The sequence below is a fragment of the Arthrobacter sp. SRS-W-1-2016 genome (genome assembly GCF_002009585.1).
GTDB classification, from domain to species: domain Bacteria; phylum Actinomycetota; class Actinomycetes; order Actinomycetales; family Micrococcaceae; genus Arthrobacter; species Arthrobacter bambusae_A.
In genome coordinates this window covers 25,732-51,247 of record NZ_MTPV01000013.1, presented here as the reverse complement: position 1 = coordinate 51,247, position 25,516 = coordinate 25,732, and the positions used below count along the sequence as shown (strand labels likewise).

Genomic DNA, 25,516 nt, shown 5'->3' with positions numbered 1-25,516 from the left:
CGTGAGCGAGGGTCCGGCGGATCAAACCCCCGCTCACATACGGCCCGGTTTCCACCAACCCCCGCTCACATATAAGCCCGTTTCACCAAGCGCCGGCTCACGTATGGGCCGGTTTCCACAAACCCCGGCTCACCTATGGGCCGGTTTCCACAAACCCCCGCTCACATAAGTCCGGCTCGGACCCCTCATAGGTGAGCGGGCGTCCGGTCGGGGACCGCTATATGTGAGCGGGCGTTGTTGGAGGGATTGGGTAGACTTGACGGCTTCTAAGAACTGACACGCCGGCCGCGGGCTTGGTTCCCAGAGGGCCGAAGGGTGTTTGCCGGGGCATCAAGTTGTGATGATTCCCACGGGAAGCTGAATACGCGGCCTTCGAATGCGTTCGCCGATGGCTGTTCACCTAGAATTGCATAAGAGATACGAGCCGGATCCCGGCGGCGTGAGAACAAAATACGGATAAGAGCGGCTGCGCATGCGCCAGTGGTCAGCTCACAACAGGAGGAATCCATCATGGCTGAGCACAACGGCGGCAATCGCGGCAACTTCGGCGGTGGCCGTGGCGAGCGCGGCCCGTTCCGCGCCAACAACAATTCCGGGGGCGACCCCCGAGGGTTCCGTTCCAGGGACAACCGTGACGGCGCCGCTGGCGGTGACCGGGATCGGAAGCCGGTCGGCGATGGTGAGCGCCGTAGCTTTGGTGATCGTCCTCGTCGTGATGGAGATGCGCGCCCGAGTTTCGGTGACCGGGATCGTAAGCCGTTTGGTGATCGGCCGAGCCGCGACGGTGACCGGGATCGTAAGCCCTTCGGTGACCGGGATCGTAAGCCCTTCGGTGACCGGGATCGTAAGCCCTTCGGTGACCGGGATCGTAAGCCGTTTGGTGATCGTCCTCGTCGTGATGGGGATGCGCGCCCGAGTTTCGGTGATCGTGACCGGAAGCCTTTCGGTGATCGTGACCGGAAGCCTTTCGGTGATCGTGACCGGAAGCCTTTTGGTGATCGTGACCGGAAGCCTTTCGGTGATCGTGACCGCAAGCCCTTCGGTGACCGTCCGCGCCGCGAAGGCGACGGAGAGCGTCGTAGCTTCGGCGACCGCCCGGAGCGCGGTCCCCGCAAGTTCGATGGCCCACGTACCGAGGGACGCAGCTTCGGCGGCGGATCCTGGGAAGAACGTCCCGCGCGGGTTCCGAACGCGGCGGATCTGCGCAGCGCCAACCGCCCGGACCGCGAGCGTTCCCCCGAGATCGACGACGACGTCACGGGCCAGGAACTCGACCGGGTCACGAAGCACCAGATCAAGACCCTTGAAGGCATGAATGCCGATTGGGTCGCCAAGCACCTGGTGATGGCCGGCCGCCTCATCGATATCGACCCTGAGCTGTCCTTCCAGCACGCCCTGGCCGCGAGCCGTCGCGGCGGGCGTTTGGCAGCCGTCCGTGAAGCCGTGGGCCTGACCGCCTATGCCGCCGGCCACTATGGCGAGGCTCTTCGCGAATTCCGCACCTACCGGCGGATCAGCGGCTCCAACGTCCATTTGCCCCTCATGGCCGACTGCGAACGCGGCCTGGGGCGGCCGGACCGTGCGCTCGACGTCGTCCGTTCACCCGAGGCGCAGGATCTCGACGCTCCCGGCAAGGTTGAGCTCGCCATTGTGGCTTCGGGCGCCCGGAGCGATCTTGGCCAGTTGGACGCTGCCGTGGCCGAACTGGAGATCATCCAGCTCGACATCAACCGCGCCTTCTCCTACAGCCCGCGCTTGTTCCGTGCCTATGCCGACGCCCTGACGGCAGTGGGTCGCACGGAAGAAGCCGGCAAGTGGCAGCGCCAGGCGGTCGTGGCCGAAAACGCCCTCGGCGTTGGAGACTTCGAGGACCCGGACATCATCGACCTCGGCGAAGACGACGAAAACGAAGCACGCAAACCTCGTTTCCGGAATCTCGAAGGGAACACCGAGCGAGCCGAGGAGCGCCAGTCCGCGGACGCACCGGCACGCGCAGAGACAGTTATCGCCCATGAAGCCCCCGAACAGGACGAAGTGGAACTCGACGACGCCGAGTCTGACTACTTTGAGTCCGACGACGCCGAGTCGGACCGCGATTCCGTGGAGGAAGACGACGACGCTGAAGAAGACGGAGAAGAGGCTTCCCACGCCGGCGAAGAGTCCAGGAATGACTGAAGCCTCACTGGTTTCGCGTTTCGACGCCGTTCTGTCCGATCTGGACGGAGTAGTTTACGCAGGTCCACATGCCATCCCGGGCGCAGTGGAAGCCCTGCAGCGGCTTGAGTCCGTCGGGGTGCGGCTGGGTTATGTCACCAACAACGCCTCGCGTACCCCGGCACAGGTGGCAGCCCATCTTCGTGAACTTGGCGCGCCTGCCGAGGATAACCAAGTGGTCAGTTCTTCGCAGGCTGCCGGGGATCTTCTGGCCGAACTCCTCGCTCCGGGTTCGCGTGTCATGATCACGGGAAGCGCGGCCTTGGCCCACGAGATCGAACTCGTGGGCCTCACCCCCGTCCACAGCGCCAAAGAGAAGCCTGTGGCTGTGGTCCAGGGCTTCAACCCGGAAATCGCATGGAAGGACCTGGCCGAGGCATCCTATGTTGTTGCCGCGGGCGCCCTCTGGGTGGCTACCAATACGGACATGTCCATACCCCAGGCCCGGGGGATTGCCCCGGGAAACGGCACCCTCGTGGCTGCCGTCGCGTCTGCCACGGGCAAGCAACCGCGGGTCGCCGGCAAGCCGGAGGCCCCGCTCTTCCATTCGGCCGCCCGGAGGCTGAAGTCCGAGCGGCCGATCGTTGTGGGAGACCGCTTGGACACTGACATCCTTGGCGGTAACCGTGCGGGCTTCGCGACGGCGGCCGTCCTCACGGGCGTCGACACGCCCGGGTCCATCCTTGCTGCGCGCAGCTCTGAACGCCCCGGCTACTTGCTGGCTGACCTCACGGAACTGTACGAGCCGTACCCCGAGATCGTCGAGGAGCACAGCACGTTCCGCTGCGGAAAAGCAACTGCCGAAGTCCAGGATGGCCTGATCAAGGTCTCCGGGTCCGAGAAGGACCTGGACGCCTGGCGCGCTGCATGCGCAGCCTGGTGGGCGGCCACCCCCGACGCTGCAGAGGCTACATCGCCGCGGCTCGAATGGCTGGAAAACTAGACTGGTCCAATGAGCGAGTTGAACGATCACCCGGAGAGCGCAGCCGAAATGGACGCCATCGATCTGGACGGCCTCGAGCCGCAAAGCGTCGAGCCGCACGATGCCCCATGGCCGGACGACACGGTCGCCACAGGTGACGCCGCCGTGGATTCCGCGTTGGGGCGACTGGCCGGGGTCTCCGCTGCGCCGGTGGCCGAACACAGCGGGCTCTACGCCGAGATCCACGACTCCTTGCTGGCGGCCCTCGACGCCGACGAACGCTGAGCATGGCCAGGCTCGACCAGGAACTCGTCAGCCGTGGATTGGCGAGATCGCGGACCCATGCCGCGAAACTCATTGCGGACGGGAAAGTCAGCTCCGGAGGCAGCGTTCTCGCCAAGGCAGCGCAACAGGTCTCCGAAGAAACGGAAATCGACGTTCAGGCCCACGCCGAGGACGTTTACGTCAGCCGCGCCGGACACAAACTTGCCGGTGCGCTGGCGGCGTTCCCTTCCGTCGTTGTCGAGGGGAAGCGGTGCCTCGACGCCGGAGCCTCCACCGGTGGCTTCACCGACGTGCTGCTCCGGCAAGGTGCCGCGCACGTGGTGGCGGTCGACGTCGGGCATGACCAGTTGGTGCCGTCCCTGCGGAACGATCCCCGTGTGGCAGTCCATGAGGGCCTCAACGTCCGCTACATGACGCCCGAGCAGATCGGCGGGCCGGCCGCGCTCACTGTGGCAGACTTGTCCTTCATTTCCCTCACGCTGGTTCTGCACCCGCTCGCGGCGTGCACCGAACCCGGGGGAGACCTGGTGCTCATGGTGAAGCCGCAATTCGAGGTGGGCAAGGAGCGGCTGAGCCGCACCGGCGTGGTCACCTCGGACCATGAACGGCGGCGCGCGGTGGCCCAAGTCGCGCAAGCCGCCGTGGATGCAGGGCTTGAACTCTGCGGCCTTGCACCGAGCCCCTTGCCCGGCCAGGACGGAAATGTGGAGTACTTCCTGTGGATAAGACGCAGGATGCAGGTGGACTTGCCTAAGATCGAAGAGCGGGACGAGGAAGTTGCTGCACTGATGGAACGAATCTGGACCACCCACTAGAAAGCAGAACACCATGAGCAGGCGCGTTATGGTCCTTGCCCACACCGGGCGCGAGGACTCCCTTCGCGCGGCCTGGGATGCCTGCGGGCAGCTCCACTACTCCGGACTGATCCCCGTGATGCAGAAGTCCGAACTGGACGATATCGAACGGTTCTATGGCGTGGTGGACAAGCCGATTGAGATACTCCATGAGGATGTCCGGCTGGAGGACGTCGAACTCGTCATGGTTCTTGGCGGCGACGGCACCATCCTGCGCGCGGCCGAGCTGGTCCGCGACGTCGATGTTCCCCTGTTGGGCGTCAACCTCGGGCATGTCGGCTTCCTCGCCGAGAGCGAGCGTGCCGATCTCGCCCAGACTGTGGAGTGGATTGCCAGCCGCGACTATACCGTGGAAGAACGCATGACCATCGACGTCCAGGTGTGGGTCCGGGGCCAGAAGATCTGGCATACCTGGGCCCTCAACGAAGCCGCCATTGAAAAGGCGGACCGGGAGCGCATGATCGAAGTGGTGACCGAAGTGGATGAGCGTCCGCTGACGTCCTTCGGCTGCGATGGAGTGGTGCTGGCTACCCCTACGGGCTCCACGGCCTATGCCTTCTCATCCGGCGGCCCGGTAGTGTGGCCCGAGGTGGAGGCACTGGTGATTGTCCCCATCAGCGCCCACGCCCTCTTCGCCAAGCCCCTCGTGGTTTCGCCGCGGTCCAAGCTGGCCGTGGAGATCCTCACCCGGACGGATGCCCAGGGCGTGCTGTGGTGCGATGGCCGCCGTTCCGTGGACCTGCCGCCCGGCGCCCGCATCGAAGTCACCCGGTCCACCCGGCCTGTGCGGCTTGCGCGCACGCACCAGACCCCGTTCTCAGCGCGGCTCGTTCGGAAGTTTGAGCTCCCCATCCACGGCTGGCGGGGTCCGGCACCCCGTTCGGCCGACATCCACACGGGCCCGACCCCCGTGATCAGGACCTTCAAGCCCAGCCCTTTGCCGACGCCCCACGACGTGCGGACAGGCAGAGCGGCCGATCCCACAAAGGAGATGTAAACCATGATCGAGGAACTCCGGATCCGTGATCTCGGCGTCATCACCGACGCCACCCTGCCGTTGGGGCCAGGCCTGAGCGTCGTCACGGGCGAAACCGGCGCCGGCAAGACCATGGTGGTCACCGCCGTCGGCCTCCTTCTGGGCGCGCGGTCCGACGCCGGTGCGGTACGCTCCGGTGCAAAGTCGGCCTCTGCTGAGGCCACGCTCTTGCTCGATCCGGCGCACAGTGCCGTGGAAAGGGCCGTGGAGGCGGGCGGCGACGCGGAAGAGTACGACGGCGGCACCCAGCTCCTGCTGGCCCGCACCGTGGGTGCGGACGGCCGCAGCCGTGCGTTCGTGGGCGGCCGATCGGCGCCTGTAGGCGTGTTGGCGGAACTTGGCGAGAGCCTGGTGGTGGTGCATGGCCAGTCGGACCAGATCCGGCTCAAGGGTGCCGTGGCGCAGCGGCACGCACTGGACCGCTTCGCCGGTGCCGATCTCGCCGCGACGCTCACGGAATACCAGGAGCTTTACACCCATTGGAAGTCCAGCCAGGCGGAGCTCGATACCCTCCGCAGCGAGGCGCGGGAAAGGCTGCGCGAGGCGGAATCGCTCGCGGTCGCGCTCAGTGAAATCGACGACGTCGATCCGCAGCCGGGCGAGGACGAATCCCTCAAGGCCGAGGCAGTGAAGCTGGCGAACGTGGAAGAGCTCCGCATTGCCGCCGCGGCAGCGCACGAAGCACTGATTTCGGAGGAATTCGGCGAAACAGCCGACGCGACCACACTGATCGACTCCGCGAAACGGGCGCTGGACCAGGTTTCCGAGCATGACGAAGCGTTGGCGGGAGCTGCTGCACGGCTCGCCGAGATCGGCTTCCTCATCAACGACATCGCGGGGGAGCTGTCCAGCTACCAGGCCTCCCTGGACTCCGAGGGACCCGAACGGCTCTCGGAGATCGAGGAACGGCGCGCCGCCCTGGCCAAACTCATCCGGAAGTACGCCCCGAGCATCGACGAGGTCTTGGAATGGGCCGCAGCTTCGAGGACCCGGCTCGACGAACTGCAGGACGACTCGAGTCGGATCGAAGCCCTCGAGGCCGAAGTGACTGCCGCGGAGTCCATGCTGCGGAAGGAAGCCGCGCGCATCTCGAAGTCGCGATCGAAGGCAGCCAAAGAACTTTCCACGCGCGTGAGCGCGGAACTCACCGCCCTCGCGATGGCCGACGCAACCCTGGTGATCGAGGTGGACAGCCAAGGACAGTTGGGCCCCCACGGCGTCGACGACATCTCCTTCCTCCTGCAGCCACACTCGGGTGCCCCTGCCCGCCCCCTTGGCAAGGGGGCGTCCGGTGGCGAGTTGTCACGCGTCATGCTCGCCATCGAAGTGGTCCTCGCGGCCGTGGATCCGGTGCCGACTTTCGTCTTTGACGAGGTGGACGCCGGAGTTGGCGGGCGCGCGGCCGTGGAGATCGGACGCCGGCTTGCCATGCTGGCCCGCCACGTCCAGGTGCTGGTGGTAACCCACTTGCCGCAGGTGGCTGCCTTCGCCGACCAACATATCCGCGTCACCAAGACCTCGGTCAGGGGAAGCGACGGCAAGACTGCCACGGGCTTCACGTCCAGCGACGTGCAGCTCCTCGATGACGAGGAACGCGTGAAAGAGCTTGCCAGGATGCTGGCGGGCCAGGAAGACTCGGAGTCCGCGCGGGCGCATGCCCAGGAATTGCTGGACGACGCGAAGCTTCTGCCGCAGCAGGCGTAGCTACCCGGCTGCGGCCTAGGACATCGGTCACATGCGCGCTTTCGCCGGACAGGGAGGCTCCTTCTGCGGTACCTGAGGCCAAGCAGCTGATTCCCGGGCGGCTGAGCCGTTTTGCCGTTCCGGGTGGGCTTTACTCTTGATCCTTGCCCGATGGCAGGGGACTATTGAGCATTTGGGAAAACGGCTAGCGGATCCTTTGGAGGCGCAATTGATGATAGGCTCGAATTCCGTGGTGCAGCGATCAAATTCCCGTGTAAATTCCCGGTTTCCGGGCTCGTCCAAGACGACCAAACACATCTTTGTCACTGGCGGTGTGGCGTCCTCGCTCGGTAAGGGACTGACGGCTTCGAGCCTCGGCCACCTGCTGCGGGCACGCGGTTTGTCTGTAACTATGCAGAAGCTCGATCCCTATCTCAACGTGGATCCGGGCACGATGAACCCCTTCCAGCACGGCGAAGTCTTCGTCACTGACGACGGCGCCGAAACCGACCTCGACATCGGACACTACGAGCGGTTCCTCGATGAGAACCTCGAGGGTTCGGCCAACGTCACAACCGGCCAGATCTACTCGACGGTTATCGCCAAGGAACGGCGTGGTGAGTACCTCGGCGACACCGTCCAGGTCATCCCGCACATCACGGATGAGATCAAGCGCCGCATGCGCCTCCCCGCTGAGGGCAAGAACGCTCCTGACGTCATCATCACCGAAATCGGCGGCACCGTTGGCGACATCGAGTCGCAGCCTTTCCTCGAGTCGGCACGCCAGGTCCGCCAGGACATCGGCCGCAACAACGTCTTTTTCCTCCATGTCTCCTTGGTGCCATACATCGGACCTTCGCAGGAACTGAAGACCAAGCCAACCCAGCACTCCGTTGCCGCGTTGCGCTCCCTCGGCATCCAGCCGGAGGCGATCGTGATCCGTTCGGACCGCGAAGTGCCCGAGGCCATGCGCGAAAAGATTGGCCGCATGTGCGACGTCGATATCGACGCCGTGGTCAACGCCGCCGATGCTCCGAGCATCTACGACATCCCCAAGACGCTGCACTCCCAAGGCCTTGATTCCTACGTCGTCCGCGCCCTGGACCTCCCGTTCAAGGATGTCGACTGGACCAGCTGGGACAAGCTCCTCGAAGCAGTCCACAACCCCAAGCACCACGTTGAAATTGCGCTGGTGGGCAAGTACATCGACCTCCCGGACGCTTACCTCTCCGTGACTGAGGCCTTGCGTGCCGGCGGTTTCGCGAACGAAACCAAGGTCAAGATCCGCTGGGTCCCCTCCGACGAATGCGAAACCCTCGAAGGCGCCACCAAGTCCTTGGCCGGCGTTGACGCCATTTGTGTTCCCGGTGGCTTCGGTATCCGTGGCCTCGAGGGCAAGCTCGGCGCGCTCAAGTTTGCCCGCGAGACGAAGCTTCCCGTGCTGGGCCTGTGCCTCGGTCTTCAGTGCATGGTCATCGAGTACGCCCGCAATGTGGTCGGCCTCGAGGGGGCGTCCTCCAGCGAGTTCGAACCCGACTCCAAGTACCCGGTCATCGCCACGATGGAAGAGCAACTGGACATCGTGGACGGCAAGGGCGACCTCGGCGGCACGATGCGCCTGGGCCTCTACGAAGCCACGTTGGATGAAGGCTCCGTGGTCGCAGAGACCTACGGTGCCACGACGGTCAGCGAGCGTCACCGCCACCGCTACGAGGTCAACAACAAGTACCGCGAGCAGATTGCGGCCGAGGGGCTCGTGTTCTCCGGGACGTCCCCCGACGGCAAGCTGGTCGAGTTCGTGGAACTGCCGCGCGAAGTACACCCGTACTACGTGGCAACGCAGGCCCACCCCGAGCTCAGCTCCCGCCCCACGCGCCCCCACCCGCTGTTTGCCGGCCTCGTGAAGGCTGCGCTGGAGCGTCAGGCGGGCGTGGACGCCGGAGCAAAGTCGGCCCGCAAGGTAGCTGCAAAGTAATCGCTCACACAAACGAAGGACGGCGCGATGCCCGGTTTTTCTGAAACCCCCAGCACTTTTCGGAAGGTTTCGGACATGCCGAGCCCGCGCCGTCTTTTGTCGTCCAGCAAGGTCTATGAAGGCCGGATCTGGGACGTCGTCAGTGACGCGTTCGAACTGGGCGAAGACACCGGCACTTTGATCCGCGACTACATCGACCACCCCGGTGCTGTTGCGGTGCTGCCGATGAATGTCGACGGCGAAATCCTGTTGCTCAAGCAATACCGCCATCCCGTGGGCATGGACCTGTGGGAGATTCCCGCCGGGCTTCTTGACGTGGCCGGCGAAGACTTCGTCGTCGGTGCAGCCCGGGAGCTCGCGGAAGAGGCCGATCTTACTGCGGCCACGTGGAATGTCCTCGCGGACTTCTTCAACTCGCCCGGCTCCTCGAGCGAGGCGATTCGCATCTATTTGGCACGCGGTTTGGGAAGCGTTCCCGAGGCCGAACGGCACGTCCGCACGGATGAAGAAGCCGAAATCGAGCTCGTGTGGGTGACACTCGACGAAGCCGTTTCAGCGGTGCTCGAAGGCCGGCTGCACAACCCGTCCGCCGTCGTCGGGATCCTCGCGGCCGCCGCCGCGCGCGCGGACGGCTTCAGGAACCTGCGCCCCGCCAATGCTCCCTGGCCCGCCCACCCGAGCCAGCGCTGACCGTGCCCCAGCTCGCGGAGACCCGGGTCCAGACCTCCATTGACCGGGCCGTCACGGATTACCTGCAACACCTCGGCGTGGAACGTGGCCTCGCAAGCAACACCTTGTCCGCTTACCGCCGGGACTTGTCCCGCTATTCGAACTTCCTGGCCGCGTCCGGCGTGGACAAACCGGGCAACATCTCCCGCCACGATGTCACGGCCTTTGTCCAGGCACTGTCCGACGGCTCGGATGGTGGCGCCGCCCTCGGGGTCCGCTCCGCTGCCCGCACCGTGGTCGCCGTCCGGGGGCTCCACAAGTTTTGGGCCCTGGAGGGCACGACGACGGCCGATCCGGCGAGCGATGTCCACCCGCCCATGCCCGGCAAGCGGCTGCCGAAGGCCATCAGCGTCGGCGAAGTGACCCGGATCCTTGAGGCTGCCGGCGCCGATACCGCCACCGGATTGCGGGACCGGGCCCTGTTGGAGTTCCTCTATTCCACGGGCGCCCGCATCAGCGAAGCGGTGGGGCTCGACGTCGACGATGTCTCCCTCGAAGCGGAATCCGATGGCCCCGCGATCGTCAGGCTCTTCGGAAAAGGTTCCAAGGAGCGCCTGGTACCGCTGGGGTCCTACGGTGCCCGCGCCGTCGGGTCCTACGTGGTTCGGGGAAGACCGGCGCTGGCTGCCAAAGGAAAAGGCACCCCGGCACTGTTCCTGAATGCTCGCGGAGGCCGGATCAGCCGGCAGAGCGCCTGGACCATTCTCAAGACAGCGGCGGAGAAGGCAAACATCACCAAGGATGTCTCGCCGCACACCCTCCGGCATTCGTTCGCCACGCATCTCCTGGAGGGCGGCGCCGATGTCCGGGTGGTGCAGGAGCTCCTGGGCCACGCATCGGTGACCACCACGCAGGTGTACACCTTGGTCACTGCCGACACCTTGCGCGAAGTGTACGCCGCTGCGCACCCGCGGGCGCTCGGCTGACGCGTCGCCCTGAACCCGATGCGGGGCTGCAGGGTTAGGCTTGGTCAATGACCGCAGCCCACGTCACCCTGTGCTTCCTGCTCCGCGACGGCAACGCCGGACAGGAGGTGCTCCTGGGCCGGAAAAAGACCGGCTTCGGCACCGGAAAGGTCGTGGGTGTCGGCGGACACGTGGAGGCCGGAGAGACGGCGGCCCAAGCCGTATGCCGGGAAGTCCACGAGGAGATCTTCGTCCACGTGGAAGAAGAGGACCTCATCCCCGCGGGCACTGTGGATTTCGTCTTCCCCGCCAAGCCCGAATGGAACATGTACACCACGGTGTATCTGACCGGGCAATGGACCGGCGAACCCGCCGAAAGCGATGAAATAGCGCCACAGTGGTATCGGGTGGAGGGACTCCCAGTCGAACAGATGTGGGCCGACGCCGAACACTGGCTGCCGGCCATGATTTCCGGCCAACGCATCGCCGTTGAAGTCGTGCTTGCCCATGACAATGAAAGCGTCGCCGAAGTCCACACGGCCGAGTGGCTGGATTCGGGAGCCGCGCGCTGACTTCCTGGCAGAAACCAGAACGACGCCGGGCCGGCCCCCTGAGGTGACCGGCCCGACGTCGTACGTTCAGAAAATTACGGCAGGTGCCGTTCGTCCACGCCGTTGTATTCGCTGAGCGGACGGATCAGGGAGTTCGATCCGAGCTGCTCCATGACGTGTGCGGTCCAGCCGGTGATCCGGCTGGCGACGAACAGCGGGGTGAAGGTCGGGGTGTCGAAGCCCATGAGGTGGTACGTGGGTCCGGCGGGGTAGTCGAGGTTGGGCTTGATCGCTTTGGCCTCGTCCATGGCCTGCTCGAGGCCGTTGTACAGGCCCAGTATTTCGGGCCGGCCGTAGTGGGCGATCATCTTGTCCAGTGCGGCCTTCATGGTGGGAACCCTGGAGTCGCCGTGCTTGTAGACGCGGTGCCCGAATCCCATGACCTTCTTCTTCTGCGCCAGGGCGTGTTCCATCCAGGTCTTCGCCCGGCTGGCGGCCTCATCCAGCGATTCCTCGGTGCGGATGCCGATTTCCTCGAAGGTGTGCATGACGGCCTCGTTGGCGCCGCCGTGCAACGGACCCTTGAGGGCGCCGATCGCCGCGGTGACCGCGGAGTGCAGGTCCGAGAGCGTGGAGGTGACAACGCGCGCCGTGAAGGTGGACGCGTTGAAGGAGTGCTCCGCGTAGAGGATCATCGAGACGTTGAACGCCTTCACGACCTCGTCCACGGGATCCTCGCCGAAGGTCATCCACAGGAAGTTCGCGGAGTAGCCGAGGTCCTCGCGAGGATCCACCACTCCCTGGCCGCGCCGGCGTCGCTGGTCGTAGGCGACCACCGCCGGCATCGCGGCGAACAAGTCAATTGCCTTGGTCATGTTGGCCTCGGGCGTGGAATCCTCGGCCAGGGGGTGCCGTGCGCCCAGCACCGAAGCGGCCGTCCGGCACACATCCATGGGGTGGGCAGTCGTCGGCAGAGCATCGATGACCTGCTTCACCACGGGGTCAAGGGCGCGGCCCGCGCGCTCGCGGGCTGTGAACTCTGCGAGCTCCTCCGGCGTGGGCAACTCGCCGTTCCACAGCAGGAAGGCAACTTCTTCGAAGCTGCACTTGGCGGCGAGTTCCTGCACGGGATAGCCGCGGTACAGCAGCGAGTTGGTGTCCGGATTGACTTTGGAGATCGCGGTGTAGTCAACCACGACGCCGGCCAGGCCCTTCTTGATCTCAACAGCTACCATGCTGTTCTCCTTCGTTCATCGGCAAGCACTCCGGAATAGCCGGAGCGCCTGCATCCCTTGGTTGATCCAGTTACCGGCTGAGCCCAGGAACCTGGAAGTTGAAAACGCTCGTGTCGAAGTGGTTGTAAGCCTCGTAGTCCACGAGGTCATAGAGCCGCGCACGGGTGAGCATGTTCTCCACCTGCGCCTCCTGCGTTCCTGTGGCCTTGATCGTTTCCAGCGTACGCTCTGCAGCCCCCATGGCAATGCGGAGCAGGGTGACCGGGTAGATCACCATGTTCACGCCCACGCCTTGGAGCTGTTCCACGGTGAAGAGCTCGCTCTTGCCGAACTCGGTCATGTTGGCCAGGATCGGCACGTCCACTGCATCACGGATGGCTTGGAACTCGCTGAGATCCTTCATGGCTTCGGGGAAGATCGCGTCGGCGCCGGCGTCGACGAGCGCCCGGGCGCGTTCCTGGGCCGCCTCGATCCCGTCGACGGCGCGGATATCGGTCCGGGCCATGATGAGGAAGTTCGCATCGCGCCTGGCGTCGGCTGCCGCACGGATGCGCTTGGCAGCGGTATCGACGTCGACGACGTTCTTGCCGTCAAGGTGCCCGCAGCGCTTCGGGTTGAACTGGTCCTCGATGTGGCAACCGGCCAGCCCGGCGTTCTCGAGCTCCTGGATGGTGCGGGCCACGTTCATCGGTTCGCCGAATCCGGTGTCCGCGTCCACGAGGCACGGAAGTTCGGTCATGCGGGCGATCTGCCCTGCACGGGTGGCGACCTCGGTAAGGGTCGTGAGTCCGATGTCGGGCAGGCCGAGGTCGTTGGCGAGGACGGCACCGGAGATGTAGACGCCGGGGAAGCCCTTCTCCTCGATCAGCCGTGCCGAGAGCGGGTTGAAGGCGCCGGGAAACTGGACGATGGTCCCGGAAGCGAGCATCTCGCGGAGGGCGAGGCGCTTCTGCTCAGGCGTGGTCTTGGAGTACAACATCTAGAACAACCCCTTCGGTGCGGCAGCGAGGTCGATGACGCCGGGAGCGGCGGTGATGTTCAGCTGGTCCAGCTCGCCCGGGCCGAGCTCAGGGAGGCGCTCGACGGCGGTGAGGAACCTTTCGATCTCGGCCTCCTCGACCAAACCGGCAGCAAGCGTGCGGAACTTGTTCACGTACTGTTCGCGGGCGAACGGCCGGGCGCCGAGCGGGTGGGCATCGGCCACGGCGATCTCATCCGTGATGACGGTGCCGTCGTTGAGGGTGATGACCACGGTGCCGCCGAAGGCCTTCTCCGCGATGTCCAGGGAGTGGTAGCGGCGGGTCCATTCCGGGTCCTCGACGGTGGTGACCTTGTGCCAGAGTTCCACGGTGTCCGCCCGTCCTGCGCGTTCCGGGCTGTAGGAGTCGACGTGGTGCCAGGAACCGTCCTGCAGGGCGACGGTGAAGATGTACGGGATGGAGTGGTCCAGCGTCTCGCGTGACGCGGTGGGCGAGTATTTCTGGGGGTCGTTGGCGCCGGAGCCGATCACGTAGTGGGTGTGGTGGCTCGTCTTGATCAGGACGGACTTCACGTTGGCCGGGTCCGTGGCCTCCGGGTGCTCCTTGTTCAGCTTGCGGGCGAGGTCGATCCAGGCCTGGGCCTGGTATTCGGCGGAGTGTTCCTTGGTGTAGGTGTCAAGGATGGCCCGCTTGGGCTCTCCGGCCTCGGGGAGCGGGACCTCGTAGGAGGCGTCCGGGCCGTCGAGCATCCAGGCGATGACGCCGTCTTCGCCTTCGTAGATCGGCACGGGGGAGGTCTGGCCGCGCATGGAGCGGTCCACGGCTTCGACGGCCATCTTGCCGGCGAACGCGGGGGCGTGGGCCTTCCAGGTGGAGATTTCGCCCTTGCGGGACTGCCGCGTGGCCGTGGTGGTGTGCAGGGCCTGGCCGACGGACTGGAAGATCGTCTCGACGTCGAGGCCCAGGAGAGTGCCAATGCCTGCAGCGGCGGACGGGCCGAGGTGCGCTACGTGGTCGATCTTGTGCTTGTGCAGGCAGATGGCCTTGACCAGGTTCACCTGGATTTCGTAGCCCGTGGCGATGCCGCGGATCAGGTCCTTGCCGCCCGCGCCGACGTGCTGCGCCACGGCGAGGATCGGGGGAATGTTGTCGCCCGGGTGGGAGTAGTCCGCGGCCAGGAACGTGTCGTGGTAGTCGAGTTCGCGCACGGCGACGCCGTTGGCCCAGGCGGCCCACTCGGGGGAGACTTTGTCGCTGATGCCGAAGACGGACGAGCCCTTGCCGTTGGTGGTCGGCGCGTGGGTCAAAGCCTGAGCCCGGGCGGCGACGATCGGGGCACGGTTCAAGGATGCGATGGCGACGGAAGCATTGTCGATGATCCGGTTGATGATCATGTCGGTGACCTCGGGAGTCACCTCGACGGGGTCGGCGGCGACGGTGGCGATCTTGTGCGCCAGTTGCTCCTCGCGGGCAAGGTTTTCTTCGCTCTTATAGACGCGGACGTGGTTGTTCTTCACCATGGTGCTCCTTAGTGAGGTGTGTGGGTGGCTTTGACGTGGGAGAGACTGCGGTGCAGATGAAGGGTGGTGGCGGCTTCGGCGAGCCGGGGGTTGCCTGCCGCGATGGCTTCGGCGATCGCGGCGTGCTCAGCCGCGGCGGCATGGAGGCGTTCGGCGTCGTCGGCCGCGAGGCGGCGGACCCGCACGAGGTGGACGCGCAAGCTGCGCATGGCCTGGGCGAGGTAGGAATTGGAGATGGCTTCGTCGATCGCGTTGTCGAGCCGTCCCACCAGGGCGTAGTAGTCGTGCCGTGCGGGATCGCTGTCGTTGAGCATCTCGGGCGCCCGGAGGAGCTCGGCGTGGAGTTGCTCGAACACGGGGCGATCACCGCGTTCCGCGGCGAGGGCGGCGGCTTTGCCTTCCAGGGTTTCGCGCAGCTCGAACAGTTCGTCGATGTCGTCCAGCGAGATGTCGGTGACGACGACGCCGCGGCCGCCTGCCGCCGTCGTCAGCCCTTCCGCGCTGAGCCGGCTCAGCGCCTCCCGGACCGGTGTGCGGGACACGCCCAATCGTTCGGATTGTTCCACTTCCGCGAGGACCGTTCCGGGTGCCAGGCGCCACTCAATGATGTCTTCGCGCAGGGCCGCATAGGCTTTGTCGCTGGCACGCATGGACCCTCCTTCGCTGGGTGGACGTCCTCAGTGTATACACAAATGGCCATCAAGCCTAGCTTTTCCCGAGAATGCCCGGCCAATGATCGAGCTATGTATACATCCAGATGAATTGTGGCTAACCCCGGTTCCAGCGGTACTCGTTCTCCGGCCGCCCCGGAGTGCCGTATCGGGCATTCCGGGTGACCATTCCGGCGTCGGCCAGGTACTCGAGATAGCGGCGTACGGTGACCCGGGACATCCCCAGGGCGACGGTTGCCTCGCTCGCGGACACCGGTCGGCCAAGGCTGGCCAGGAGGTCTTTGACGGACTCCAGGCTATGGGCGGAAAGGCCCTTGGGCAGTGGGACTTCGGAGGGGGCGCGGAGACTCGCGAACGCCTGGTCCACATCGCTTTGGGACGCACCGCTCGCCCGCGCGCCCGACGCCGGTGCGGCGAGTTGCTCACGGAAGGCGCGGTAGCTGGCGAGCTTGTCCGCGAATGTCGCGAACGTGAAGGGCTTGATGAGGTACTGCACCACGCCGATTGACACCGCACTGCGGACAATGTTCACTTCCCTGACGGCGGTGATGGCGATGATGTCCGCAAGCAGTCCCGAAGCACGCATCCGGCGGGCAACGTCCAGTCCGTGAAGATCCGGCAGGTTCATGTCCAGCAGGACGAGGTCCACCGGTTGCCCGGCAACAGCGAACTCGTTGAGCAGCCGCAGGGCCGATTGTCCGTCAGGGGCCGTTCCGGCAACGGTGAAGCCGTCGATTCGGCCGACGTAGACGCCATGGGCATCGGCGGCGATGGGTTCGTCCTCGACAACGAGGACGCGGATCTCGGTCATTCGGTTTCTTTCCTGGAGTCCGGCGCGGGGAGCGCTACGCGGAAGAACGCACCGCCCAAGGCGCTCGTGGAGTCGCTGATGGACAGCGTACCGCCTAGCCGCTGTACCGCTTGCCGCACCAAGGCCAGTCCCACGCCGCGCGACGGGGCTCCAGGTTGCCCGGTTTGTCCGATGCCGGCCGCCTTGGTGCTGTATCCGTAGTGCCAGACGTCGTCCACGATGGCGGGATCGATCCCGTGCCCGGAATCGACCACCGTGAACGTGGTTCCTTCGGGGCCCGATTCGATGCCCAGTTCCACTTTGCGGGGCGGGGGAGCGGCAGCAGCGGCGTCGAGCGCGTTGTCGAGCAGGTTGCCCAGGATCGTCACGAGGTCCTGGACAGCCAGGCCCTGGAGTCCGTCCCCGCCCGTCACCGTGACCGTGAGCTCCGCCCCGCGTTCGTGCGCCTCGGCGGACTTCCCCATGATGAGCGCACTCAAGACAGGTTCGTCCACCGATGCCACGAGGTGGTCGGTCAGTTGTTGGCTCAGTTCAAGGTCCTTGGTGGCAAAGTCCAGGGCGTCGGTGGTCCGCCCGAGTTCCATGAGGGACACGATGGTGTGCAGCCGGTTGGCATGTTCGTGTGTCTGGGCCCGCAAGGCGTCGGACAGGGTCTTCATGGTTTCGAGTTCACTGCCCAAGGACTCGATTTCCGTCCTGTCCCGGAGCGTGGCCACGGTCCCGAACACGGCGGGTCGTTGCCGGCCCCTCATTCCCGGGGGTCCCACGGCGGGCGCCTGGTTCACCACCAGGATCCGGGACCCTGTCAGGTGGATTTCGTCGTGCGCCGTCCGGCCGGACTCGAAGAGCCCGTGGAGGCTGGGCTCGAGGGGCAGGTCCGCAAGGCGCGGTGCGGCTCCCGCGGCGGGATCGACGTCGGACCGCTCCAGTCCCAGCAGCTCCGCGGCTTGGTCGTTGTACATGACCACGCGGCCTTCCGTGTCGATCAGCACCACGCCTTCGCGGACAGAATGCAGGACCGACTCGTAGTAAGCGAACAACTGCGCCAATTGCTCCGGTCCCCACCCCCGGGTGACCGAACGCAGGTAGCGGCCCAACAACCAGGAGGCCAGCGAGCCTCCGGCGAGCATGGCCAGGGAGAAGGCGATGATCGTCGTGAGCCGGGCTGAGACCGCGACGTCCACCGTCCGCACCGTGACACCCGCGGCGACCAGGGCCCGTACCTTCCCGGAGGAATCCTCCACCGGAACGATGGTGCGGACGGACGGGCCGAGAGTACCGGCGGTGACCTCGGTGAAGGTCTGGCCGTGGAGGGCGGGATCGATGGTGCCGATGTAGGGTTTGCCGATTTCGTCGGGGTTCGCATGGGTCCAGCGCGTCCGGTCCGGGGCCATGATGGTGATGAAGTCGGTATGGGCGTTGGCCATGACCACTTGGGCGTAGGGCTGCAGGGCGGCGGACGGGTTTGGTGTGCCGGCGGCCTGAAGGACGAGGGGGTTGGCTGCGATCGCCGCGGCCACAGCCTGCATGCGCTGGCCGGCATCGTTGTAGGCCCGGTCCCGGGCGTCCACGAAGGCCGCCGTTCCCACGATCGCGGTGAGCGCCAGAATGAACAGCAGATTCGCCACAAAGAGTCTCCGGGCAATGCTCCAGCGTCGGATCACGTGCTCCTTTCCACGGGCCATCCTGTGACCAATATGAACGCAACAGTGATACATGTCACGCCGCGCCTAATGATGGGTATCACAGCAGAGCGACGCAGGGACATTTTGCAGGGACCACGGCGCTTTCCAGAGTATCTATAAGGAGCAAAGCCATGACCTCTCAAAGAGGAGAGATTGCACCCGCGAAGGCCGGGCGCAAGGGGCTGGACAAGTCGCATTACCTCTACATCGCCGTGATCGCCGCAGTTGTGCTGGGCGCCGTCGTCGGCTTGCTTTTCCCCGAAGTGGGCAAATCACTCAAGCCTTTGGGTGACGGATTCATCAAGCTCATCAAGATGATGATCGCGCCCGTCATCTTCTGCACCATCGTCCTGGGCATCGGGTCGATCGCCAAGGCTGCCACGGTCGGCAAGGTCGGCGGCCTCGCACTCATCTACTTCCTGGTGATGTCAACATTCGCGCTCGCCATTGGTTTGGTCGTCGGCAACATCATCCACCCGGGCGAGGGGCTGAAGCTGATCCCGTACAACCCGAACGCGCCTGCTTCTTCGAACAGCACCGCCGACTTCCTGCTGGGCATCATCCCGGGAGACATTCCCGTGCTGCCGACGCTCCTGGTTGCCATCCTGGTGGGCTTCGCGCTGCAGCGCATGGGTTCGCAGGGCCAACCGGTGCTCAAAGCCATCCAGCATGGGCAGGCGCTCGTCTTCCGCATCCTCATCATGATCATGTGGCTGGCGCCCGTCGGGGCCTTCGGTGCGATCGCCGCGGTGGTCGGAGCCACCGGAGTGAAAGCCATCTTCGGCATGCTCACCCTGATGGTCGCTTTCTACATCACCTGCGCCCTCTTCATCGTGGTGATACTCGGCAGCTTGCTGCGGGTCGTTGCCGGCGTCAGCATTTTCCAGCTGATGAAGTACCTGGCCCGCGAGTACCTGCTCATCTTCTCCACCTCATCCTCCGAAGCGGCGCTGCCCAGGCTTATCGCCAAGATGGAGCACCTCGGCGTCTCCAAGCCGGTTGTCGGTGTCACGGTGCCTACCGGCTACTCCTTCAACCTGGATGGAACCGCCATCTACCTGACCATGGCTTCGCTGTTCGTCGCCAACGCCATGGGTATTCCGCTGGACCTGGGCGCCCAGGTATCGTTGCTGGTCTTCATGATCATTGCTTCCAAGGGGGCGGCCGGCGTTTCCGGTGCCGGCCTGGCCACCCTCGCAGCCGGCCTGCAGGCACACCGGCCCGAACTCCTGGGCGGTGTCGGCATGATCGTCGGGATCGACCGCTTCATGTCCGAAGCCCGCGCCCTGACCAACTTCACGGGCAACGCCGTCGCCACGGTGCTGATCGGTACCTGGGTCAAAGAAATCGACCGCAACCAGGTCACCAACGTCCTGTCCGGTGCGACGCCCTTCGACGAGCTGACCATGATCAGCCACCACGCCGAACCCGAGGTGAAAGAGGCCGTGGCCGCTTAGTCCGGCACACTGTTTGGAAGTATCCACGCAGGCAAGGCAGGAACCCGTCAGGGGACCTGCCTTGCCTGCGTTTTGCGGGCACATTTTGTTGCACGCCGACCCAACCTTCTACCTCAGCTAGAAGGTAAAGGCTCAAACTGCGGGCAATGTCAAGTTCCGCAGAATGCCGTGTCGGGCGCTGTAGCCTAGGTGGGGAGCAGTGCTGGTGCTGGAGACAGCCGCAGGAAATGACCGTCGTGGAGAGAGTGGATAGATACGTGAGCAGCGAACGGGGAACGACTACGCTGGAGGGCACGGATTTCGATCTGGAAGACGCCGTCATGGGGCCCACGGGCCGCCCGCACCGCGACTTCCCCGAGCCCGCGCCACTGGCCTCCCATGGCCCGGCCCGCGTCATTGCCATGGTCAACCAGAAGGGTGGCGTGGGCAAGACCACGTCAACCATCAACCTCGCCGCTGCGCTCGCAGAATTCGGCCGGCGTGTGCTGCTCGTTGACTTCGACCCGCAGGGAGCTCTTTCCGCGGGCCTGGGCGCGAACCCGCACGAGCTCGACCTCACTGTCTACAACGTCCTGATGGACCGCAAAGTGGACATCCGCGACGCCATCCAGAAGACCGGCGTCGAAGGCATCGACCTCCTGCCGGCGAACATCGACCTCTCCGCAGCCGAGGTCCAGCTGGTCAACGAAGTAGCGCGCGAGCAAGTGCTGGACCGCGCGCTCAAGAGCGTCGAGGACGACTACGACGTCGTGCTCATCGACTGCCAGCCGTCCCTCGGCCTCCTCACGGTCAACGCCTTGACGGCTGCGCACGGCGTCATCATCCCGCTGATCTGCGAATTCTTCGCCCTCCGCGCGGTGGCGCTGCTCGTCGAAACCATCGAAAAAGTGCAGGACCGGTTGAACCCGCGCCTGCAGGTGGACGGCGTGCTCGCCACGATGTACGACGCCCGCACCCTGCACAGCCGCGAAGTCATTTCCAGGCTCGTGGAGGCGTTCGGGGACAAGGTCTTCGAGACCGTCATCAAACGTTCCATCAAGTTCGCCGACGCCACGGTCGCCGCGGAGCCCATCACCAGCTACGCCGGAAACCACATCGGTGCCGACGCCTACCGCCGCCTGGCCAAGGAACTGATTTCGCGCGGCGGCGCACCCTAGCCAGCGTGGCCGAGCCACTCACCCCTGAAACCGCGACCGTCCTGGCGGACGACGCGCCGCCGTCGAACCCACCTGAAAGCAACGCGGACGACGCCGGAGCCCGGCCTTCCGGACGGAAGGCCGGCTTCGAAGTCAGGCTGGCAAACTTCACCGGCCCCTTCGATCTCCTGCTCGGCCTGATCTCCAAGCACAAGCTGGATATCACGGAAGTTGCGCTTGCGACCGTCACGGATGAGTTCATCAAGTACATCCGGCGCCTGCAGGAACTGGGGGAGGATTGGGCCCTGGACGAGGCCAGCGAATTCCTGGTCATCGCCGCAACGCTCCTGGACCTCAAAGCGGCGAGGCTCCTGCCGGCCGGCGAGGTCGAAGATGCCGAGGACATTGCCTTGCTGGAGGCCCGGGATCTCCTCTTCGCCAGGCTGTTGCAGTACAAGGCCTTCAAACAAGTGTCCGCGATCATGTCCGGCACCCTGGAATCGGAAGCCCGGCGCTTCCCGCGGCAAGTCGCGTTGGAAGGGCATTTCGCGGCAATGCTGCCGGAGCTGATCTGGCGCCATACGCCCGAACAGTTCGCCGCGCTGGCGGCCAAGACGCTGGCACCCAAGGACAACACGCCCGAGGAAGTCGGGCTCGACCACCTTCACGGAACACCCGTCAGTGTCAAGGAACAAGCCGAGATCATCGGGTACCGCCTGCAGCGGGGCCAGCCACAAACATTCAGGGCACTGATCGCCGACGCCGAATCCACGCTCGTCGTCGTGGTCCGGTTCCTGGCGCTCCTCGAGCTGTTCCGCGACCGTGTGGTGGCGTTTGATCAACCGGGTCCGCTCGCCGAACTGACGGTCCGCTGGACAGGGCGCCCCGAAGGATGGAGCAGCGACAATGTGAGCGACGAGTACGAGCAGATCGACCAAGGAGAGGAACCGCTGTGAGCGAGCAGGAAACCGGCGGGGACGGCCTCGCCGAGCTTGAAGCCTTGCCGGGCGGGGCCCGCGCAGCCCTCGAAGCCATCCTGATGGTGATCGACCAACCGGCCACCGCGGAAGAACTGGCCGCCGGGCTCAACGTGACGGTTGCCGTCGTCGAGGATTTGCTGGAGGGACTGCGGCGGGAGTATAGCGGCTATACTGTTAAAGCCCCGGGCAGGGACGCTGATGACTTGCACACTGATGCAAGTGCCAGCGCTGCACCCCGGGGTTTTGAGTTGCGGAACGTTGCCGGAGGGTGGCGGATCTATTCACGCGCGGATTTTGCCGACGTCGTGGGCAGGTTCGTTCTCGAAGGCCAGACCGCGCGGCTGACGCAGGCAGCCCTTGAAACCATGGCGGTCATCGCGTACCGGCAGCCGGTTTCCAGGGCCAGGGTGTCGGCCATCCGCGGCGTCAATGTCGATTCAGTCGTTCGGACCCTTGTCCAACGCGGGCTGATCGAGGACTCGGGTACCGATCCTGAATCGGGGGCGATCCTTTACCGGACCACCTCGTACTTCCTCGAACGCATGGGCATTGGCTCGGTGGCGGAACTGCCTCAATTGTCCCCCCACCTCCCGGGGCTGGAGGGCATCGAGGAGTTCTTCGACGCCGAACGCATGTAGTCGCGGGAAACCCGGCCGCAGGCAAGCTGAACAACTCAATATTGCAAGGATCTACAAACGCCCGGCTAGTAGCGGGCAGACACACGGGACAGATATTCTCTGTCCGGCTGGCTTACGTTGAGAAAGAACAAGCCGGCCACCATAACAAAAGGACGGGTCATGACACAGGCGGGACGCCAGGGTTCACCACGTAACAGTTCGGGACGAAACAATTCCGGACGCAACGAGTCGCAAGACTCAGGCCGCAACAATGCCGGCCGCAGCAGTGCCGGCCGCGCCGGAGGCAGCGGCTTCGGTGCCGGCCGGGGTGGCGCAAGCCGTGCCGGCGGCGCCTCCGGAGGCAGCAAGCGCAGCTTCTCCCCGGGCGGAGAACGCCCCTTCAAGCCCACGCGTCCGCGTGAAGAGCGCCCCTTCGATCCGGACAACCCCACGTCGGCCGGAGGCTACGGGCGCCGTGAAGACGCCGGCCGCCAAGATCCCAGGCCGGCCAAGGCCCCTCGCAAGCCTGGCTCCAACAAGCCCGGCTTCGGCAAGGCTCCGGGCACGCCGGGCGCATTGAAGCCCAAAGCCAGCAACAAGAAGCAGTACGCTTCCCGCGCCTTCGGCAGTGAGCGCTTCGGCCAGAACCTTGGCCCGATCCGCAAGCCCCGCGGCCGCCGCGGCGAGGTGGCGCAGTCCGAGCAGCACGACGCCGATGGCGTGCGCCTGCAGAAGGTCATGGCCCAGGCGGGCGTGGCTTCCCGCCGCGTCTGCGAGGAAATGATCGAGGAAGGCCGCGTCGAGGTCAACGGCCAGCTCACCACCGAGCTGGGCATGCGCGTGGACCCCGCTACCGCGGTGATCCACGTAGACGGAATCCGCATCCAGCTCGATGACACCATGCTCTATATGGTGTTCAACAAGCCCAAGGGCGTCGTTTCCACGATGGAAGATCCCGAAGGCCGTCCCTGCATCAGCGACTTCCTCAAGTCCGCCAAGAACAAGGGCGAGCGTCTCTTCCACGTCGGCCGCCTCGACGTCGCCACCGAGGGCCTGCTGCTGCTGACCAACGACGGCGAACTCGCCAACCGCTTGACGCACCCTTCCTATGAGGTGCCCAAGACGTACCTGGTCCAGGTCCGTGGTCCGTTCCCGCAGGGCGTCGGCGCGAAGTTGAAGGAAGGCATCGAGCTCGAAGATGGCATCGCGTCCGTCGACTCCTTCAAACTGGTGGACTCTACTCCGGGCCACGTCCTGATCGAGGTCGTGCTGCACTCCGGCAAGAACCGAATTGTCCGCCGTCTGTTCGAAGCCGTCGGGTTCCCCGTGCTCCGTCTCGTGCGCGTCAAGATCGGTCCCATCGGCCTGGGCGACCAGCGCCAGGGGAGCATCCGCAACCTCGGCAAGCAGGAAGTCGGACACCTCCTGGCCTCCGTAGGACTGTAAGGCATGTCGGCATTCCACTCGCACGGCCGGGGCCACCTTGACGGCCCGGTGGTCGTTTTCGGCACCGGCCTGCTCGGAGCCAGCATCGGTCTCGGCCTGCGTGGCCGGGGTGTCTCCGTGTTCCTTTCGGACCCGTCGCCAACCAACCAGGCCGTGGCCGTGGATATCGGTGCGGGCAGGCCTCTCTCCGAGCTTGAGAACCCACCCCAGCTGGTTGTTGTCGCTGCACCGCCGGATGTGACTGCCGACGTCGTCGAGCGTGCCCTGGGTGAATACCCGGAGGCCGTTGTGGTGGACATAGCCAGCGTCAAGCTGGCAATCCAGGCCGAGCTCCGGGGCCGTGGAGTGGACATGTCCCGTTACGTCGGGACGCACCCGATGGCGGGGCGCGAGAAATCGGGGCCCGTCGCTGCCCGCGGCGAGCTCTTCACGTCCATGCCCTGGGTCCTTTGCCCGTCCGACGAGACCAGCGCCGACGCGCTTCACGCTGCGCGTTCCCTCGCCGGTGACCTGGGGGCAATAGTTTCCCAGTTCACGGCGGAGGAGCACGATGAAGCGGTTGCGCTGGTATCGCATTTGCCCCAGGTGATGTCTTCGCTTCTGGCCAGCCGCCTGCAGGGGACGCCGCTCCACGCGCTGTCTTTGGCTGGCAACGGGTTGCGGGACACCACGAGGATTGCTGCCAGCGATCCCACCCTATGGGTGCAGATCCTGGGCAACAATGCGGCCAAGATGGTGCATATCCTTCATGGCGTCCGCGAGGACCTCAACCGTCTGATCGGTACCCTGGAGGATCCCACGGCACCCGGCGCCCGGCTGGACCTTGCCCAGCTCATCAGCGAGGGCAACGCGGGGCAGGCCAGGATCCCGGGAAAGCACGGCGGACCCCCGCAGGCATATTCATGGCTTACAGTTCTGGTAGACGACCGGCCCGGGCAGATCGCCAGGCTGTTGACGGAGATCGGTGAGATCGGCGTCAACGTTGAAGATCTCCGCCTGGATCACTCGTCAGGGCAGAACGTTGGCATGGTGGAACTCTCCGTCATGCCGAACAAACATGACCTCCTTGTTGAAGCCTTGACCGACCGTGGATGGCGGGTACTCCAGTAATGACACGTGAACTTTTCGGCCCGGAGACCGTAGTTCGTCCGGGCAAGCCGCTCGTCGTCGCCATCGACGGCCCGTCAGGATCCGGCAAATCCAGCGTGAGCAAGGAAGTGGCCCGGCGCTTGAAGCTCGCCTATCTCGACACGGGTGCCATGTACCGTGCGTTGACTTGGTACTGCCTCAAGACCGGCATCGACCTCAGCGACGGCGCCGCCGTCGAGCAGGCCTCAAAGGACCTGCCGCTGGAACTCAGCACCAGCGCCAACGCCGAATACGTCAGCGTTGCCGGGGTGGACATCACTGAGGAAATCCGTGAACCGAGGATCTCGTCATCCGTCAGCGCAGTGGCAACCACGCTGGGTGCCCGCAACGAGTTGATTCGCCGCCAGCGCCAGCTGATCGAACAGCACCACCGCCGCATGGTGGTGGAGGGACGGGACATCACCACCGTCGTCGCGCCCTCTGCGGAGGTCCGCATGCTGCTGACCGCCAGCGAGGAAGCGAGGCTGCGGCGACGCGGCCTCCAGTTGGGCGGAACGCAGAGCCACGAGCAGCTGGCCGCCCAAGTGATCCACCGCGATGCCAAGGACTCCACCGTGGTGAACTTCACGCAGGCGGCCGACGGCGTGGTCACCCTGGATTCCTCGGAGCTGGACTTCGAACAAACGGTCGAAACGGCGCTGAGCATTGTGGGCAAGGTCATCTACGGTGACTGAG

24 protein-coding genes are annotated in these 25,516 nt (G+C 65.2%); 17 read left to right on the top strand and 7 right to left on the bottom strand.

Annotated elements, in window-relative coordinates:
• Nucleotides 1-489: 489 nt before the first annotated feature.
• Nucleotides 490-1,290 (bottom strand): hypothetical protein, encoded by an 801-nt coding sequence (locus BMF89_RS22320; protein ID WP_253190677.1) that lies wholly within the window; start codon nt 1,288-1,290, stop codon nt 490-492.
• 21 nt (nt 1,291-1,311) lie between these two features.
• On the opposite strand from BMF89_RS22320, the gene BMF89_RS22315 reads away from it, so the two are divergent.
• The 10 genes from BMF89_RS22315 to BMF89_RS03110 all read left to right on the top strand — a co-directional run bounded on the left by BMF89_RS22315 (nt 1,312) and on the right by BMF89_RS03110 (nt 11,175).
• Nucleotides 1,312-2,175 carry a hypothetical protein gene (locus BMF89_RS22315; RefSeq protein ID WP_253190676.1) on the top strand — a complete coding sequence of 288 codons (864 nt, stop codon included), beginning with the start codon at nt 1,312-1,314 and terminating at the stop codon, nt 2,173-2,175.
• Complete coding sequence (locus BMF89_RS03150) at nt 2,168-3,157, top strand: HAD-IIA family hydrolase (RefSeq protein ID WP_078105623.1); 990 nt, start codon at nt 2,168-2,170, stop codon at nt 3,155-3,157. The genes BMF89_RS22315 and BMF89_RS03150 overlap by 8 nt, the downstream gene beginning before the upstream one ends.
• 9 nt (nt 3,158-3,166) lie before the next feature.
• Entirely contained in the window at nt 3,167-3,421 is a 255-nt protein-coding gene (locus BMF89_RS03145; protein WP_139359521.1) for a hypothetical protein, read from the top strand.
• A 2-nt stretch (nt 3,422-3,423) separates the two neighbouring features.
• Nucleotides 3,424-4,236 carry a TlyA family RNA methyltransferase gene (locus BMF89_RS03140; RefSeq protein ID WP_078105622.1) on the top strand — a complete coding sequence of 271 codons (813 nt, stop codon included), beginning with the start codon at nt 3,424-3,426 and terminating at the stop codon, nt 4,234-4,236.
• A gap of 13 nt (nt 4,237-4,249) precedes the next feature.
• The gene (locus BMF89_RS03135; RefSeq protein WP_078105621.1) at nt 4,250-5,272 is read left to right on the top strand and encodes an NAD kinase; all 1,023 of its coding nucleotides are present in this window, start codon (nt 4,250-4,252) and stop codon (nt 5,270-5,272) included.
• Between the two features lie 3 nt (nt 5,273-5,275).
• Complete coding sequence (gene recN / locus BMF89_RS03130; RefSeq protein WP_078105620.1) at nt 5,276-7,015, top strand: DNA repair protein RecN; 1,740 nt, start codon at nt 5,276-5,278, stop codon at nt 7,013-7,015.
• Between the two features lie 211 nt (nt 7,016-7,226).
• Nucleotides 7,227-8,969: a CTP synthase gene (locus BMF89_RS03125; protein ID WP_078105619.1), complete on the top strand. Its 1,743-nt coding sequence runs from the start codon at nt 7,227-7,229 to the stop codon at nt 8,967-8,969.
• A gap of 27 nt (nt 8,970-8,996) precedes the next feature.
• Nucleotides 8,997-9,659, top strand: a complete 663-nt coding sequence (locus tag BMF89_RS03120; RefSeq protein ID WP_078105618.1) for an NUDIX hydrolase — start codon at nt 8,997-8,999, stop codon at nt 9,657-9,659.
• Between the two features lie 2 nt (nt 9,660-9,661).
• The gene (gene xerD / locus BMF89_RS03115) at nt 9,662-10,624 is read left to right on the top strand and encodes a site-specific tyrosine recombinase XerD (protein WP_253190675.1); all 963 of its coding nucleotides are present in this window, start codon (nt 9,662-9,664) and stop codon (nt 10,622-10,624) included.
• Between the two features lie 47 nt (nt 10,625-10,671).
• Nucleotides 10,672-11,175: an NUDIX domain-containing protein gene (locus tag BMF89_RS03110; protein ID WP_078105617.1), complete on the top strand. Its 504-nt coding sequence runs from the start codon at nt 10,672-10,674 to the stop codon at nt 11,173-11,175.
• A gap of 74 nt (nt 11,176-11,249) precedes the next feature.
• On the opposite strand, the gene BMF89_RS03105 is transcribed toward BMF89_RS03110, so the two are convergent.
• The 6 genes from BMF89_RS03105 to BMF89_RS03080 all read right to left on the bottom strand — a co-directional run bounded on the left by BMF89_RS03105 (nt 11,250) and on the right by BMF89_RS03080 (nt 18,035).
• Nucleotides 11,250-12,389 carry a bifunctional 2-methylcitrate synthase/citrate synthase gene (locus tag BMF89_RS03105; protein WP_078105616.1) on the bottom strand — a complete coding sequence of 380 codons (1,140 nt, stop codon included), beginning with the start codon at nt 12,387-12,389 and terminating at the stop codon, nt 11,250-11,252.
• A 70-nt stretch (nt 12,390-12,459) separates the two neighbouring features.
• Nucleotides 12,460-13,368 carry a methylisocitrate lyase gene (gene prpB / locus BMF89_RS03100; RefSeq protein ID WP_078105615.1) on the bottom strand — a complete coding sequence of 303 codons (909 nt, stop codon included), beginning with the start codon at nt 13,366-13,368 and terminating at the stop codon, nt 12,460-12,462.
• Nucleotides 13,369-14,889, bottom strand: coding sequence for an MmgE/PrpD family protein (locus BMF89_RS03095; protein ID WP_078105614.1), 1,521 nt, complete (start codon nt 14,887-14,889; stop codon nt 13,369-13,371).
• Between the two features lie 8 nt (nt 14,890-14,897).
• Nucleotides 14,898-15,539 carry a GntR family transcriptional regulator gene (locus BMF89_RS03090; protein WP_078105613.1) on the bottom strand — a complete coding sequence of 214 codons (642 nt, stop codon included), beginning with the start codon at nt 15,537-15,539 and terminating at the stop codon, nt 14,898-14,900.
• 118 nt (nt 15,540-15,657) lie between these two features.
• Nucleotides 15,658-16,371: a response regulator gene (locus tag BMF89_RS03085; RefSeq protein WP_078105612.1), complete on the bottom strand. Its 714-nt coding sequence runs from the start codon at nt 16,369-16,371 to the stop codon at nt 15,658-15,660.
• The gene (locus BMF89_RS03080) at nt 16,368-18,035 is read right to left on the bottom strand and encodes an ATP-binding protein (protein ID WP_139359520.1); all 1,668 of its coding nucleotides are present in this window, start codon (nt 18,033-18,035) and stop codon (nt 16,368-16,370) included. Before BMF89_RS03080 ends, BMF89_RS03085 begins: the two co-directional genes overlap by 4 nt.
• Nucleotides 18,036-18,187: 152 nt before the next feature.
• Here BMF89_RS03080 and BMF89_RS03075 point away from each other — a divergent pair, with 152 nt between their 5' ends.
• The 7 genes from BMF89_RS03075 to cmk all read left to right on the top strand — a co-directional run bounded on the left by BMF89_RS03075 (nt 18,188) and on the right by cmk (nt 25,515).
• Nucleotides 18,188-19,513, top strand: coding sequence for a cation:dicarboxylase symporter family transporter (locus tag BMF89_RS03075; RefSeq protein WP_078105610.1), 1,326 nt, complete (start codon nt 18,188-18,190; stop codon nt 19,511-19,513).
• 257 nt (nt 19,514-19,770) lie between these two features.
• The gene (locus BMF89_RS03070; protein WP_078105609.1) at nt 19,771-20,670 is read left to right on the top strand and encodes an AAA family ATPase; all 900 of its coding nucleotides are present in this window, start codon (nt 19,771-19,773) and stop codon (nt 20,668-20,670) included.
• Nucleotides 20,671-20,807: 137 nt separating this feature from the next.
• Complete coding sequence (locus tag BMF89_RS03065) at nt 20,808-21,605, top strand: ScpA family protein (RefSeq protein ID WP_253190679.1); 798 nt, start codon at nt 20,808-20,810, stop codon at nt 21,603-21,605.
• Nucleotides 21,602-22,267: an SMC-Scp complex subunit ScpB gene (locus BMF89_RS03060; protein WP_078105608.1), complete on the top strand. Its 666-nt coding sequence runs from the start codon at nt 21,602-21,604 to the stop codon at nt 22,265-22,267. The genes BMF89_RS03065 and BMF89_RS03060 overlap by 4 nt, the downstream gene beginning before the upstream one ends.
• Nucleotides 22,268-22,426: 159 nt before the next feature.
• Entirely contained in the window at nt 22,427-23,692 is a 1,266-nt protein-coding gene (locus BMF89_RS03055; protein ID WP_078105607.1) for a pseudouridine synthase, read from the top strand.
• Nucleotides 23,693-23,695: 3 nt separating this feature from the next.
• Nucleotides 23,696-24,802, top strand: coding sequence for a prephenate dehydrogenase (locus BMF89_RS03050; RefSeq protein WP_078105606.1), 1,107 nt, complete (start codon nt 23,696-23,698; stop codon nt 24,800-24,802).
• Nucleotides 24,802-25,515: a (d)CMP kinase gene (cmk, locus tag BMF89_RS03045; protein ID WP_078105605.1), complete on the top strand. Its 714-nt coding sequence runs from the start codon at nt 24,802-24,804 to the stop codon at nt 25,513-25,515. The genes BMF89_RS03050 and cmk overlap by 1 nt, the downstream gene beginning before the upstream one ends.
• Nucleotide 25,516 lies beyond the last annotated feature (1 nt).

What these genes read in the sequence shown, in the direction of transcription:
- BMF89_RS22315 (WP_253190676.1), top strand. Translation starts at nt 1,312, where the DNA reads ATGAATGCCGATTGGGTCGCCAAGCACCTGGTGATGGCCGGCCGCCTC.
- BMF89_RS03150 (WP_078105623.1), top strand. Translation starts at nt 2,168, where the DNA reads ATGACTGAAGCCTCACTGGTTTCGCGTTTCGACGCCGTTCTGTCCGAT.
- BMF89_RS03145 (WP_139359521.1), top strand. Translation starts at nt 3,167, where the DNA reads ATGAGCGAGTTGAACGATCACCCGGAGAGCGCAGCCGAAATGGACGCC.
- BMF89_RS03140 (WP_078105622.1), top strand. Translation starts at nt 3,424, where the DNA reads ATGGCCAGGCTCGACCAGGAACTCGTCAGCCGTGGATTGGCGAGATCG.
- BMF89_RS03135 (WP_078105621.1), top strand. Translation starts at nt 4,250, where the DNA reads ATGAGCAGGCGCGTTATGGTCCTTGCCCACACCGGGCGCGAGGACTCC.
- recN (WP_078105620.1), top strand. Translation starts at nt 5,276, where the DNA reads ATGATCGAGGAACTCCGGATCCGTGATCTCGGCGTCATCACCGACGCC.
- BMF89_RS03125 (WP_078105619.1), top strand. Translation starts at nt 7,227, where the DNA reads ATGATAGGCTCGAATTCCGTGGTGCAGCGATCAAATTCCCGTGTAAAT.
- BMF89_RS03120 (WP_078105618.1), top strand. Translation starts at nt 8,997, where the DNA reads ATGCCCGGTTTTTCTGAAACCCCCAGCACTTTTCGGAAGGTTTCGGAC.
- BMF89_RS03110 (WP_078105617.1), top strand. Translation starts at nt 10,672, where the DNA reads ATGACCGCAGCCCACGTCACCCTGTGCTTCCTGCTCCGCGACGGCAAC.
- BMF89_RS03105 (WP_078105616.1), bottom strand. Translation starts at nt 12,389, where the DNA reads ATGGTAGCTGTTGAGATCAAGAAGGGCCTGGCCGGCGTCGTGGTTGAC.
- prpB (WP_078105615.1), bottom strand. Translation starts at nt 13,368, where the DNA reads ATGTTGTACTCCAAGACCACGCCTGAGCAGAAGCGCCTCGCCCTCCGC.
- BMF89_RS03095 (WP_078105614.1), bottom strand. Translation starts at nt 14,889, where the DNA reads ATGGTGAAGAACAACCACGTCCGCGTCTATAAGAGCGAAGAAAACCTT.
- BMF89_RS03090 (WP_078105613.1), bottom strand. Translation starts at nt 15,539, where the DNA reads ATGCGTGCCAGCGACAAAGCCTATGCGGCCCTGCGCGAAGACATCATT.
- BMF89_RS03085 (WP_078105612.1), bottom strand. Translation starts at nt 16,371, where the DNA reads ATGACCGAGATCCGCGTCCTCGTTGTCGAGGACGAACCCATCGCCGCC.
- BMF89_RS03075 (WP_078105610.1), top strand. Translation starts at nt 18,188, where the DNA reads ATGACCTCTCAAAGAGGAGAGATTGCACCCGCGAAGGCCGGGCGCAAG.
- BMF89_RS03055 (WP_078105607.1), top strand. Translation starts at nt 22,427, where the DNA reads ATGACACAGGCGGGACGCCAGGGTTCACCACGTAACAGTTCGGGACGA.
- BMF89_RS03050 (WP_078105606.1), top strand. Translation starts at nt 23,696, where the DNA reads ATGTCGGCATTCCACTCGCACGGCCGGGGCCACCTTGACGGCCCGGTG.
- cmk (WP_078105605.1), top strand. Translation starts at nt 24,802, where the DNA reads ATGACACGTGAACTTTTCGGCCCGGAGACCGTAGTTCGTCCGGGCAAG.